This window comes from Alteribacillus sp. JSM 102045 (assembly GCF_041949975.1).
Classification (GTDB): domain Bacteria; phylum Bacillota; class Bacilli; order Bacillales; family Marinococcaceae; genus Alteribacillus.
Window position 1 is genome coordinate 39,894 of sequence record NZ_JBHFQG010000008.1, and the last position, 14,034, is coordinate 53,927.

Annotated in this window: 12 protein-coding genes and 2 pseudogenes; 13 read left to right on the plus strand and 1 reads right to left on the minus strand. The window is 36.5% G+C overall.

Annotation, left to right across the window (positions count from 1 at the left end; all coding sequences use genetic code 11):
• Positions 1-308 precede the first annotated feature (308 nt).
• The 4 genes from ACE1TI_RS07735 (at position 309) to ACE1TI_RS07750 (ending at position 4,567) form a co-directional block, all read left to right on the plus strand.
• Positions 309-1,448, plus strand: coding sequence for a DUF445 domain-containing protein (locus tag ACE1TI_RS07735; RefSeq protein WP_375007012.1), 1,140 nt, complete (start codon positions 309-311; stop codon positions 1,446-1,448).
• Between the two features lie 77 nt (positions 1,449-1,525).
• Positions 1,526-1,888 (plus strand): YlbF/YmcA family competence regulator, encoded by a 363-nt coding sequence (locus ACE1TI_RS07740; protein WP_375007013.1) that lies wholly within the window; start codon positions 1,526-1,528, stop codon positions 1,886-1,888.
• Positions 1,889-2,034: 146 nt separating this feature from the next.
• Entirely contained in the window at positions 2,035-2,874 is an 840-nt protein-coding gene (locus tag ACE1TI_RS07745) for an HAD-IIB family hydrolase (protein WP_375007014.1), read from the plus strand.
• 169 nt (positions 2,875-3,043) lie between these two features.
• A complete protein-coding gene (locus tag ACE1TI_RS07750; RefSeq protein ID WP_375007015.1) occupies positions 3,044-4,567 on the plus strand; it encodes a coproporphyrinogen III oxidase in 1,524 nt (507 codons plus the stop codon).
• Positions 4,568-4,593: 26 nt separating this feature from the next.
• Here the strand turns inward: ACE1TI_RS07750 and ACE1TI_RS07755 are convergent, their stop codons facing one another.
• The gene (locus ACE1TI_RS07755) at positions 4,594-4,773 is read right to left on the minus strand and encodes a YhzD family protein (protein WP_375007016.1); all 180 of its coding nucleotides are present in this window, start codon (positions 4,771-4,773) and stop codon (positions 4,594-4,596) included.
• Positions 4,774-4,936: 163 nt separating this feature from the next.
• On the opposite strand from ACE1TI_RS07755, the gene ACE1TI_RS07760 reads away from it, so the two are divergent.
• From ACE1TI_RS07760 to ACE1TI_RS07800, 9 genes and pseudogenes are all read left to right on the plus strand, one after another.
• On the plus strand, positions 4,937-5,575 hold the full coding sequence (locus ACE1TI_RS07760) for a lytic transglycosylase domain-containing protein (RefSeq protein WP_375007017.1): 639 nt from the start codon (positions 4,937-4,939) through the stop codon (positions 5,573-5,575).
• Between the two features lie 31 nt (positions 5,576-5,606).
• Positions 5,607-5,879, plus strand: a complete 273-nt coding sequence (locus ACE1TI_RS07765) for a hypothetical protein (RefSeq protein WP_375007018.1) — start codon at positions 5,607-5,609, stop codon at positions 5,877-5,879.
• Positions 5,880-5,906: 27 nt separating this feature from the next.
• Positions 5,907-6,661 (plus strand): annotated as a pseudogene (yidC, locus tag ACE1TI_RS07770) (membrane protein insertase YidC).
• A 79-nt stretch (positions 6,662-6,740) separates the two neighbouring features.
• Positions 6,741-7,196, plus strand: a complete 456-nt coding sequence (locus ACE1TI_RS07775) for a hypothetical protein (protein WP_375007019.1) — start codon at positions 6,741-6,743, stop codon at positions 7,194-7,196.
• Positions 7,197-7,371: 175 nt separating this feature from the next.
• The gene (locus tag ACE1TI_RS07780; protein WP_375007020.1) at positions 7,372-8,613 is read left to right on the plus strand and encodes a metallophosphoesterase family protein; all 1,242 of its coding nucleotides are present in this window, start codon (positions 7,372-7,374) and stop codon (positions 8,611-8,613) included.
• Complete coding sequence (locus tag ACE1TI_RS07785; protein ID WP_375007021.1) at positions 8,610-11,495, plus strand: ATP-binding protein; 2,886 nt, start codon at positions 8,610-8,612, stop codon at positions 11,493-11,495. Before ACE1TI_RS07780 ends, ACE1TI_RS07785 begins: the two co-directional genes overlap by 4 nt.
• Before the next feature lie 92 nt (positions 11,496-11,587).
• Positions 11,588-12,270: pseudogene (locus ACE1TI_RS07790) on the plus strand (response regulator transcription factor).
• Entirely contained in the window at positions 12,267-13,610 is a 1,344-nt protein-coding gene (locus tag ACE1TI_RS07795; protein ID WP_375007022.1) for a sensor histidine kinase, read from the plus strand. The pseudogene ACE1TI_RS07790 and the gene ACE1TI_RS07795 overlap by 4 nt, the downstream one beginning before the upstream one ends.
• 85 nt (positions 13,611-13,695) lie before the next feature.
• Positions 13,696-13,962, plus strand: a complete 267-nt coding sequence (locus tag ACE1TI_RS07800; RefSeq protein ID WP_375007023.1) for a sporulation YhaL family protein — start codon at positions 13,696-13,698, stop codon at positions 13,960-13,962.
• Positions 13,963-14,034 lie beyond the last annotated feature (72 nt).

Sequence of the window (14,034 nt, forward strand, 5' to 3'; positions counted from 1 at the left end):
AGGATCTGTGACCCTGTACACAGCCCATTCCACCGCTATGGGAACGTTAATGAAAAGCTTTCAATAATACCTCCATTTTTTTGTAAGCTTCGGGAAGAAGCTTACAAAAAAGTGGAGGCCACCAAGCGAATCGCGGTAGCCGGTTTTTAAGGTGTACAAAAATAGAGTGCTGAAAATAGTGGTGTTCTAACCATATCGAGAAAAACTTGACGCATACATGAATACCTCATGCTTGCCGAAACATTGTCAAGTTGGTAAAGTGATAATGATTGTTTACATAAAGGTGTTTAATTAAAGGAGTTTGAAAAATGGACGGATTGCTGCTGATTGTAGTAATGATTGGTGTTGGGGCCGTTATTGGCGGAGTGACGAACTCGCTTGCTATAAAAATGTTATTCAGACCGTATCAACCGGTATTTATAAGAAAGTGGCGTATTCCTTTTACTCCCGGGCTAATCCCAAAAAGAAGAGGAGAAATGGCAGAACAAATGGGAAAAATGGTCGTCAATCATTTATTGACGCCTGAAGGTATACAGAAAAAAATTCAAGAAAAAACCTTTCGGATAAAAATGACAAAATGGGTCACAAATGAGGTAAATAAGTGGCTGCATAGTTCGTTGTCTGTTTCTGAATTTTTCCGGGAAACCTGGAATGCAGGTAACATCCGTAATGTTTTACATTTGAAAACAGAAACATTTATAAAGGAAAAAATGGATGATTTTATACGAGAAAATAAAGACAAAGAAATAAAAGAGCTGCTCCCTAAAACAGCCATTGATAAAGGAGACGAGCTCGTTCCTTTTCTTGCCAGCAAAATAACGAAAAAGGGAGCGGACTATTTCAAAGGCGAAGAGGGAAGAAGACAACTGTATGTGCTGTTAGAAAAATTTTTAAAAGGGAAAGGCTCGATGCTTAATTTTTTAGGCTCCATGTTTGGTAATGACAAAATAGTTGAAAAGCTTCAACCTGAAATTGTACGTTTTTTTGAAGACCCGTCCTCAGAAATATTTATTAGAGATTTAATTCAAAAAGAATGGTTAAATATTCAAAAGCAGCCTTTTTCAAACGCAGTCACTATGATAAATACGGAAAAATCAGCGAAGAAGTTGGCTGAATTACTAAATAAAGAGCTGCCGCTTTTCAGTTATTTGGAAACCCCGCTAAAAGAATGGGCACCTAAGTACGAAGAACAAATAACAAAAGAATGGATTCCAGGCATTATAGACCAAATAGAATATGTATTAATTCACAGGTTAAACAATTTTTTTGAGAAATTGGCATTAGATGAAGTGGTGAGAGAAAGAGTAGATACATTTTCAGTAGATCGCCTTGAAGAAATGGTGCTGTCCATATCAAGACGAGAGTTTAAAATGATCACTTACCTGGGTGCACTGTTGGGTGGTTTGGTCGGATTGTTTCAAGGTCTAATTGTTACCTTTTTACTTTAAAAAATGTTTTGAGTGGATGATTTCTGAGTGCTTTTCATGTTATGCTCGGTAAAGATTTTAAAAAGGAGGACCCATTAATGTCCAATATTTATGATAATGCACGTGAATTATCTCAGGCTTTGAGAAACAGTGATGATTTTCAAAACCTGAAAAATTTACATGAAGAAGTAGAAAATGACGAAGTAGCGAAAAGAATGCTTGATAACTTCCGTCAATTGCAATTGGACCTGCAGCAAAAACAAATGCAAGGTCAGCAGCCATCAGAAGAAGAGATTACTCAAGCACAAAAGCAGTTTGAAATGGTGCAGCAGCATGATGTAATTTCTAAATTGATGGAAGAAGAACAACGAATGAGCACCATTATTAGTGATTTAAACAAAATTATTACTGAACCTCTTGAAGATCTTTATGGAGTTCCAGACGAACAACAAGGTCAGTAATACGTTCTCCCTGCAGAAACAAGGTTCTGCAGGTTTTTTAAATCCTTATAACATGAATTTTTGCACGGTTGTTTCCGTTCTAAAGAATGCTAGGCCAACATAGGGTAAAAATAGAAAAGGCTTAGCGCCGAGGAGGGGGAAACAACATGAAGTACCGATTATTGGCGATGAGTATAGACGGTGTACTTTTAAAAAATAATGACCGCATTAGTCGAGAAACGAAAGATGCTGTAGATTTTGTTCGAAAAAAAGGAGTTTATTCTGTACTAGTAACGAATCGAAGTTTTTCTGCAGCTAAAAAAATTGCTAAACAGTTAAAGATGGAACATGAGATGATCTCTCATGGCGGAGCCTTATTGGCAGGAATATCCGGAATGCCAATCTTAGAAGCAAGAATGCCGCCAGAGATGGTATATGACGCAGCTGAGTTCCTTGAACGTTTTCCATGCCGCATTCAATTAGAAAGTCAAGATTATGAATGGGAGAACAAGCACCAGCATACAAGAAAAGTACTGGGTAAAATCCAGTTCAGCCTGGGAGAAGGCTTGTTTCAGCCTAAAACATATACTGAAAAAATATCTGCTTCTGTTTATGAACAACAATTAAGTGCTTTGCGATTGTTTGGAGAATTTGAAGAAGAGCAAGATGCACATAAGTGCAGAGAACAATTATTAGATGCTATCCCCGATATAATAATTGAACAAAACGGAAAACATTTGACTGTAAAAAAAGAGCAGGCTACAAAGGAATATGCATTATCGTACCTAATGTCTGAACTTGGTATCAATAGAGAAGAAATAATCTATGTCGGCTCAGGAACAGCAGACGCTCCAGGATTAGAAATGGCAGGTATTGGAGTTGCCATGGGACAGTCAGCCGATGAGCTTAAAGAAAAAGCAGACTGGATTACCCGTTCTAATGAACAGGATGGGGTAGCATATTTGATTAAAGAAGTGTTCAGAAAGCAAATGAGAGTGGAAGTATAAAAAGATGCATATTTTAAAGAGGCCGGTTAATAAACCGGTCTTTTTCCTTTTTAATAATTTTTTATATTAAATAATAATGGTCAAAAAGCTTTTGTCTCTGTCTCTTGTTGACCTAATGGAGTACATTATGTACACTTAAGCTGATTTTAAGCAGGAAGGGTTGAAATAAATGATTATTCATATAAAAGGAGCTGGAGAAAAAGAGCTTCGATCTCTTCAGCACATAGCGGATATGTATGATATAGATGCGGAGTTGACGATGACTTCTAAAGCTGCTGTAAATGCAGTGATTGTCTTTGAAGAAACAAAACGTGGTGAATATATTGTATCGACAGCAACATTTACAGATGAAAAAGGTGAAACCTTGAAAGAAAAGTTTGAAAAGCATGCACCGTTGTCGTTAAACGAAAAAGAAATTTACAAACGGACTAAACAAGCAAGGACTCATCTATTAGTGAAGCTTTTAAATAAATGGACAAGTACCACCCAGCCCTGGGGGACTCTGACTGGAATTCGTCCAACTAAATTATGGCATTCTCTTTACCAAAGCGGCTGGGAACCCACTGAAATTAAAGGATATTTACAAAACAATTACCTAGTTTCAGAAAGTAAAGCATTCCTATTGGAAAACATCGCTCGACGCCAGCAAAAAGTATTACCCGATTTATATGAGCTTCATAAAGGGGTAAGTATTTATATAGGGATACCTTTTTGTCCAACAAAATGTGCTTATTGTACATTTCCTGCTTATGCTATAAACGGGAGAAATGGATCTGTTGATGAATTTCTTAACGGCCTCCATTATGAAATGGAACAAATAGGAAAATGGCTTTCGCGCCATCGTGTACCCGTCACAACTATATATTTTGGAGGCGGCACTCCTACTAGTATTAGTGCAGAAGAGATGGATGAATTATATACAAAAATGTATGAAGTAATTCCAAACATAGATGAAGTGAGAGAGATAACAGTAGAAGCCGGTAGGCCTGATACGATTACACCAGAAAAGCTTAAAGTTTTGTCTAAATGGAATATAGACCGGATCAGTATTAATCCGCAGTCTTTTGATGATCAGACACTAAGAGCGATTGGACGGCATCACTCCGTCGAAGAAACGAAGGAAAAATATGAATTGTCCCGAAAAATGGGAATGAAAAATATAAATATGGATTTAATCATTGGACTGCCTGGAGAAGGAACAAATGAAATGGAGAACAGTTTAAAGGAAACTGAAAAACTAACTCCTGAATCGGTAACGGTGCATACGTTGTCTTTTAAAAGGGCCTCTACTATGACAAAACAAAAAGAAAAATACAAAGTAGCCGAGAAAGAAGAAATTCAGGAAATGATGAAACAAACTTCTGATTGGATGAATGCTCATGATTACTATCCGTATTATCTCTATAGGCAAAAAAATATTTTAGGGAATTTAGAAAATGTCGGCTATTCTTTTGAAGGCAAAGAGAGCTTATATAATATTATTATTATGGAAGAAGTACAAACAATTATCGGGCTTGGCTGTGGAGCGGCAAGTAAATGGGTAGACCCGTTTTCTAAAAAAATAAGCAGGTTTGCTAATCCGAAAGATCCGGTCTCCTACAATAATCGGTTTGAAGAGTATACAAATAAAAAACTCGACGCATTAAACGAGTTATTTAAAATGAGTGTTAATAATACAGCTGTTTCGGAATAGTCCGGAACAGCTGTATGTGTAATTGCTTATCTGTGAAATAATAGTAATTTCCCGTTTCGGGTCATTCGGTGGGTGATGTCTTGAAAATTTTCATCTTCGAGGCGTTTTTTCCCGTGTTCTATAGCTTTTGAATCTTGCTCATATTCAAATATCTCATTTAACAGCAATGAACCATCTTTATCAAAAACGGTAAGAAAGTATTGCAAACTATCCCTCCTAAAATCACTTGACTGAATATTCACTCATTGATTTTATTTTACGATAAAACGAAGAAACAAGCAAGATACATGAAGATTAATTGTTCAATAAATATTTCATAGACTTCTTTTTTGTTTTTGTTAATATGGAATTGGAGGGGGAGGTGAAGAATTGGCGAAGAAAGCAAAGAAAAAGCCAATCCGAACCGCTGTCGTTCTAATTTCCTTATTTCTTTTCAGCGGTGCGTTACTCATAAAAATAATAAATTATGGGGGTTTAGATCACAAAAGTTCTCCCCAAAATTTTTCAAAAGAAGAAATCCCCAAAACTTTTATACCGATTTATAAAGAAGCGGAGAAAGAGTATGGTGTATCATGGGAACTGCTTGCAGCTGTGCATAGAGTAGAAACAGTCTTCTCTACAATGGATAAACTGGAAAGTCCAGAAGGGGCAATTGGCCATACTCAGTTTATGCCGTGTACTTTTATAGGATGGGGTTATCCAGGTTGTGAAGAAAAAGGAAATCTGGATGTTCCAAAACAAATTTTAACGGATATGTCTGTTATTAATAAGTATGGGGGATATGGTGTAGACGGAAACGGGAATGGAAGAGCTGATCCCTATGATCTTGAAGATGCAATTTATTCTACAGCAAATTATTTGGCCTCTAATGGAGCAGCAGAAGGAGAGGAAGAGAAAGCTCTTTTTCAATATAATCAAGCTGATTGGTATGTAGAAAAAGTAATTGATTATGCTGAAGAATACAAAAAACATTATGTTGCGGTGCATTATGAAGAAAAAGATAAATAATAAAATCTATGGGGAAAGGAGGCTGTGACGATTGATTGAATTAATAATGGATGTTAACCTGCTTGAAATGATATTGGTTTTATCCTTACTTTATATGGCTGGATGGTCCGTCTTGGACCCGACTGCAGCCTGCTGGAATTGTCGGCAAGTGGTAGACTATCACCACAAATTAGATAGTGACATCGCTCAGCCTTTGTTTATTCCAAAGTATTTTTTATTCACCATTATTAAAAGGAAAATTCCAGAAGCTGACCAACAGAATGATGACGAAGATGAAATCTATCATTTCTCCATAAACCCTTAAAAACAAAACGGGAGGAATGATGGAACATTGTATAAAAAAATAAACTTAATATTAATTGTTTTTACAGCAGTAATGATTATATCTGGTTGCGGATTGGAAAGTACCCCGATTACTTCAGAGAGTGAAGGGATATGGAACCATTATTTTGTCTATCCTTTATCCTGGGTATTGACCTTTTTTGCCGACATTTTTCAGGGAAGTTATGGATTCTCCATCATATTGGTGACTATAATCATCCGCACCATACTGCTGCCCCTTTTTTTAAAACAGCAAAGAAGTACATTTTATATGAAACAGCTTCAACCTGAAATGGAAGCACTGAAAAATAATTATGATTTAAATAAACAAGAACAGATGCAGCAGTATCAGCAGGAAATAATGAACCTGTATAAAAAAGCGGAGTCAATCCAATGGCTGGCTGCTTACCCGTATTTATCCAAATGCCGATTCTAATGGCATTTTACTTTGCAATTGTTAGAACCGAAGAGATTGCAAAACACACTTTTTTATGGATGAACCTTGGTGAGCCTGATCCATTGCTTATCACCCCCTTAGCTGCAGGGATAGTTATGTTTATACAAACGAAAATTAATAGTACGGATGCTTCAGCCCAGATGAAGCCTTTACTGTATATAATGCCTGTTATAATGATAATTGCTGGTCTCGCACTTCCGTCTGCATTATCTTTATATTGGTTTTCAGGGGGAGTGTTTATGATTTTTCAGTCTCTCCTATTTGCTCACCACCGAAAACAGTTTGAAGGTCAAGAAACGTCTGTATAATGGTTGTTTGCAATATTTAAAATGCACAAACGCCTGTTTATTTGAATAAGATGGCATGGAAAAGGAGGCGGGCGTTTATATGAACAATCATATGCATATGTATAACTTGTGTCAGCAGCATATAGGTCAATATGTGATGGTACAAACCAAAAATAATGAATTATTTAACGGTTATATTGAAAATGTGGACGAAAACAATGTGTACTTGATGGTTCCAGAACACGAAAATGATAACTATAATATGAATAACCACAACATGTACGGAAACTATCCTAATAACGTAATGCATCAAGAAATGAACAATAATTATAACATGCATTACACGATGCCGCAGCAGATGAACAATAACCATATGGAAAATGTGATGCCTTACAGTTACCCATCTAAGCAAAAAAATTGCGGCTGTAACAACAGGGAAGATCGGCAATTTTACGGATTTGGTGGATACCCCTATTATTATCCGTATCCTCGCTTTAGACAGCTGATTCTGCCCTTAGCGGCACTGGTAGCATTATCTGCCTTACCATATTATTAATCGGGTTAAGGTTCTTTTTCATTCCCCCTTTTTTAAGGGGGTCTTTTATTTTCCATGAGAGCATAATTTTTTTAATACAATGGTTAGCATGAGAGCATACGTTCACCTCCTTTGTTATAATTAGAAAAACATAATGTTATAAACATAAACTTACTTTTAAAAAAGGTGGTAGAGAATGGAATCTATACGTTTTATTCATGCTGCTGATCTTCATTTAGGCTCCCCTTTATCAGTGGCTGCTGGAGCTCCCTCCTTGTTAAAAAAGCAATTTGAAAATAGTATATACGCTGCAGTACATAAAATGATAAATAATGCCATTCAATTTAAAGTGGATTTCATTATTTTAGCTGGAGATTTATTTGACCAAGAAAACCGCAGCATAAAAAGCCAGCTTTTTTTAAAACAACAATTAGAATTGTTAAAGCCTCACGGGATTTCCGTTTATATTGTTCACGGCAACCATGATCCATTAGCTGAAAATTACGCGCCTGTTGAATGGCCTGATAACGTAGAAGTTTTTTCAACCGTTCCGGAAATGAAAGTGTTTTACAAAAATAATAAACCGGCAGCTCATTTATATGGGTGCAGCTATAGAGAGCGTGAAATGCCGACTAATATTGCCAAAGCTTATAATAAACAACACGGAGCCCCTTTTCATATTGGTATCCTCCATGGTCAGGAAAAGACCGTGGCAGATGCTGATAATTATGCCCCGTTTTCCTTAAAAGATCTAGTGGAAAAAGAAATGGATTATTGGGCGCTTGGACACATACACACAAGACAAAACTTAAGTCCTCATATATGCTACCCTGGTAACATTCAAGCCAGGCACCGTAAAGAACAAGGAGAAAAGGGATACTTGTTAGTAGATCTAAAGAAAGATGAACTGGATATCTCTTTTCAAGCTGTATCAAATGTTGTCTTTGAAAACTTGGAAATCTCCATTAATGGAAAGGAAACTTTTGATCACCTAACCAATACACTTATCAAACAAATAAAACAAGTATCATTAGAATATGCTGAAGGTTTATGGCTGGAAATAGAATTAACGGGAAGTGGACGTTTAAGTGAACATCTCGAAAGTGAAATCAATGTAGAAGAGTGGAAAGAAGCGATAAATGAAATAGGTGCCTTAGAGGATCCTTTCTTTTATATATATCGTATAAAAAATAAAACCATACCGGCAGAAGTCACCGATCAAATAAAAGATGGCGAACACTTTTTAGGGGATACTCATCAAGCAGCAAATTTCTACCGCTCCAATCCGGATATGCTGCAAAGAGAATGGGAAGAATTGCTTCATCACCCATCTGCAAAAAAATTCATGTCTGAAAATACGGCTTCGAACATGGAAGTAATTATTGAAGAAGCGGAACGTACAATATGGAACAAATGGGGGAGAGGAGTGTCCAATTGAATATTGAAAAGATATATATTTATGGGTTTGGAAAATTTAAAGATTACGCTATTCCCCTCCAACCATCAATCCAATTTATTGAGGGAGTGAATGAGGCAGGTAAATCAACGCTCCGTGCTTTTATTCAAGCAGTACTCTTTGGGTTTCCTACTAAAAAAGAAAAATTGCTTCGATATGAACCAAAAACAGGAGGTTCATATGGTGGATATTTAACGATTAAATTGCAAACCCAAGAAACAGTCACAATTGAACGTGTTATGAGAAAAAAAGCATCCGGTGATGTCACAGTTTATATGGAAAATGGAGAAAAGTTAGGAGAGGAATGGCTTTTAGATTTCTTAGGAAATATGGACCGCAGTATATTTCAAGGCATTTTTTGTTTTGGGTTAGAAGGATTAAGTGAAATCGATCAATTGAAAGGGGAAGCTTTAAACAGGTATATCTATGAAGCTGGAATGACAGGTACAAAACAAGTTTTTAAAATGGAACAGGAAATAGAAGAAGAAATGGCGGATCTCTTCAAACCAAAGGGAAAGAAACCAATAATCAATAAAAATATAAAGGAATTAAATAATCAACGGTTAGAACTCAGAGAATGGGAACGAGAGTTTAATCGTTACGGTACACTCCTTTTAGAAGAAAAGCAGGTAGAACAAGATATAGAATTAGTTCAGAAGGAAAAAAAACGAATTCTTAAAGAAAAAGAACATTTTCAACGAAAACAGACGTTATTACAGTCTCTGCAGGAAACCATAGAAATAGACAGAAAGTTAAAAGTACTCGAGCCATACGAAAGGATACCGCTTGAAGCAGAGGAGAAGTGGAATCATTTTAATAAAAAAAGAAAAGAAGCGGAGGAAGGTTTAGCGGAAATCAACGTTCATATACAACAATTAGAATCAAAGCATATGGGCAGCTCCGTTAAATGGCGAATAATTAAAGCAAAAGATGACATTTATTCAATAAAAGAAAAAGTCCCCTTGTACAGAAAATATGTAGAAGACATAAAAAGGTTGGATTTTTCTATAGAAAATAAACAAGAGAAAGCTAGAGACCGGCTGGCACGTTTTGGGATATCGAGTGAAGAGGATCTAACAGCGTGTGAAACCACTCTATATGCAGAAGAAGAACTCCATACTCTTACAGAAAGGGGAAAACAATTAAAAGAGCGGCTTCGTCTGCTGGAAGAACAGATCAGGCAGCAAAAAAGCAAACTGGTATTAATGGAAAATGATCTTGCAGAGCTGAATAAGCAGTACAGAACAAAAGAAGAACGCAGCCAAAGCGAAGAAATAGTTTTCAATTATGAGTACAGTAAAAAAATGGAGGCATCTTCCGCCAATCCATCTAATAATATTAAGCTTGCCCTCCAAATATCAGCGATTATTTTATTTACATTGGGGATATGGGAAATACTTACCGGTAATTGGCTTTTTGGCCTTCTTTTATTAGGAACAGGGTCGGCTGTGCTTATATTTAGGACACATAAACGCAAAGGACATGGTTCTTCTAATGTAATAGAGAATACAACATATTATGCCCATAAACAACTGTTAGAAGAAGACAAAAGAACAGAAGCGGCAATAAAAGAACAAAAATGGCAAATCAATAGAGAAGAAAACATTTATGATTCACTTGGTGAAGCGTTGGAAAATACAGAAAAAGAGCGGGAGGCGTTAGAAAAAAATCTGGAAGAATGGTGTGAGCGTTATCAATTTCCTTTTATTAAGAATATAGATTTAGCAGAAAATTTCTTTCATGTAATTCGTGAATGGAAAGAATTAATAGAAGAAATGTCAGAGTTAAACCATGAAATTAAAATAAAAAGAAAAGATATGGAGGAAATAAAAACAGAAGTATATGAAACAGCTCATATTGCAGGATTTCCTTTTGCAGAAAATGATATAGAAGAAATAGCTGCTGAATTATGGAAGTTCTGCCAAAAAGCACAACATGATAATGATACTAGCTGGAAAGAAGCTGAAAGAGTGGAAGCAGTATTCGAACAGAAACAATATTTATTAAAAATGAAAGCTCAAAGTTTATCCTCTATTCGTGAACTTTACGAAACAGCTAATTCAGATAATCAAGAATCATTTCTGCATGCTATCAATGAAAAGAAACAATGTATAGAATATAAAAAGCAAAAAAATTGGCTGGAGCGCCAAGTATCAGCTCAGCTTCTGCCTGGAGAAACAATTGATAAAATGTTAAATGAACTGCATTCAGACCATACGCCTCCATATGAGATGACCGAACAACTGAATATAGATTTAGACCATTTAGATAAGAAGGAGAAAGAACTCTTTCAATACCACGCAGAGATCATACAAGAGATTAAAAAAATAGAAGAAGGAGGCACATATGAAGAAAAACTGCAGCAATTTGAAGAAAACAAAGGAATATTTCAAGATAAGCTTCATAAATGGCTTGTTTTAAAAACTTCGAAAAAATTGATAGAACAAGCAAAAGCTGTATATGAGCAAGAGAGGCAGCCTCAAGTTATTCAAAAAGCATCCAATTATTTTACTTATATGACAAATGAAAAATATAAACGTCTGTTTGCACCTGTAGGTGAGGAAAAGTTCATGGTAGAAAATACAGAAGGAATAAGGTTTTCACCCGAGGAATTAAGCAGGGGAACAGCTGAACAGTTATATCTATCCTTGCGCCTTGCCCTTGCAGAAGCTTACACTCAACATGAAGTCTTTCCATTAATTATGGATGATCCTTTTGTGAATTTTGACCAATCTAGACAGCAGGCTGCTTTTTCCCTATTGTTAAGTGCATCCCACCAAAGGCAAATAATATATTTCACCTGTGAGCAGCCAAATAGTAAGGTCTTAACTGATTGTGCTGTAACAAGGCTCATGGAGAAATGATCTTAAAGAAAGTGGAACTCATATTAAAAGCCTGCTACTATGAACCATGGAGACCTAAATGTTAGATAAGGCTCAGAAAGGATTTAAGATGAATGAGTAAGTATAAAATTTACCTTGTAGAAGATGAAAACAATTTGTCAGAAGTATTAAAAGCATATATGGAAAAAGAGGGGTGGACAGTAGAGGTATTTGATAACGGAGATGATGCTGTTGCTGCTGTAACGGATCCCCCTCATTTATGGGTGCTGGATATTATGCTCCCTGGTACAGACGGCTACCAAATTTTAAAGGGTATCCGCAAAAATGAAGGAGATGTACCTGTTATATTTATTCAGCCAGAGATCAAGATTTAGATAGGGTGCTCGGCCTAGAAATGGGAAGTGACGATTATTTGGCCAAGCCATTCTTACCACAAGAGCTTATAATAAGAGTCAAAAAATTGTTATCTCGTGTATATGGAGAACACTCGAATGATCCAAAAAAAGTAGAATTAAATGATTATCTCATTGACCCGGAAGCTAGAACAGTCTCTGATTTGGAAAACAATAATCAGCATGTAGAGCTTACTACAAAAGAAATGGATCTAATTCTGCTGTTAACAGAAGACATTGGAAAAGCACTTTCTAGGGAAGAGATTATAGAAAAAGTATGGGGGGAAAATTATTTCGGTTCCGAACGAGCGGTAGATGATGTAGTACGCCGAGTCCGTAAAAAAATGCCGCGTATTCATCTAGAAACCTTATATGGTTACGGATACCGTGTTTTGTCGTCATGATGAAAGTTAACTTAACCCAGCGTATATGGTTATCCTTTATCGCTTTAGTTGTTCTAGTCGGTTTAACAATGGTAATAGTGTATCCTATTTCCATAAAAGGAACATTAACTGATGAAACGTATCGCATCATTGAACAAGAACAGGCTAGAATGGCTAACCCATTTAGTGATTATTTTACTCCTCCCCAATCAGAATTGGATTTTATCGAAAGAAGAGAAGCGGAGCGTTCAGTCGGTCATTTGTTTTTATTCAATGACCTGGGAACGTTAAGAGGGGAACCGGTTCCACCTGATAATGTACTGAAAGAAATGGTTTCAAACGCCGTCAATCAGGACAATGAACGAGAACGGTATGAACTGACGTATAATGACGCAACATTGTTTTATGTAATAACTAGAATTGAATCAGATGGCGAGGAAGCATTCCAAATATCATACATGTGGGATACTTATCGTGATCTCATGGTGAATAGATTGTGGGAAAGATTGATTTATTTGCTGTTGATTACGAGTGCCCTTAGTTTGCTTCCTGCTATATGGTTAAAACGCTACCTTCGCCAGCCATTAAGGGTGTTAGGTAACCATTTTGAGCAAATCGCCAAAAGAAATTGGAAAGAGCCTTTTAGATGGGAAGGCGATGACGATTTTCAAAAGCTGTCCGATCAATTTGAAAGCATGAGACAAAACCTTATCCGGTATGACCGATCTCAAAAAACTTTTATTCAGCATGCTTCTCATGAATTAAAAACACCTATTATGGTAGTGAAAACCTATGCACAATCGGTTAAAGACGGGATCCTTCCGAAGGAAAATCTAGAGCAAACTATGGACGTTATTTTAGACGAAGCTGACCGCATGGATAAAAGAGTTAAAGATATGCTTTACTTTACTAAATTAGATGCGTTAAAAAAAGAAACAATCAACTTAGAGGAAATGCTGTTTGGAAACTTAGCTTTTCAAATTGAGGAAAGGTTTCGCATGCAGCGAGAAGATTTAAAAATAGTTATACAAGGAGCTGATGTTAAGCTGAAAGCTGACTCTGAGCATATGCAGGTGTTACTGGAAAATTTAGTAGAAAATGCGATGAGGTATGCAAAGGACACCATCTGGATTAAAGCAGAAGAGAAAAAAGACGCTGTAGAAATTAGTGTAAAGAACAATGGGGTTCCCATTAAAAATGAGGATATTCCTCATTTATTTGCACCTTTTCGTAAGGGCAACAAAGGACAATTTGGTCTGGGTTTAGCGATTGTTAAAAGGATTGCAGAGCTACATCAAGGTCACCATGAGGTAATTAATGAAGAAGATGGAGTAGCATTTAAAATTTCTTTGCCAAAGTGATGGTAACCGGTAAAAGCGAGAATATCTTTTAAATGAGCGCATATGCTGAAAGCAGGACAAGGATTTAGTTTTAAAGGAGGGTATTATGAATAACCGTCAAAAAAAGTTTTTAGTGACGCTAATCGTCTTGTTTTTTGTACTGGTTGGATGGCAGCGCTTTGCAGAATCCGGCCCCGTCCAGGTACCATCATGGATTCTCCTCACCGGTTTAGGTATTATATTTAGTGGTTATATGTATTGGCAGACAAGTAAAACGGAAAAAAAAGAAGACGAACGCTGGATTGAACAAGAAGGACGTATATTTATACGCAGGATGGAAGAAGAAAGAGAAAAGAGACGGGCTTCTTCCTGATCTGCTTAAATAATCAGCCTGGCTGCGGTTTAAATCCGGCCAGGCTGATTCATTTACGTTTTGTGGGCGATG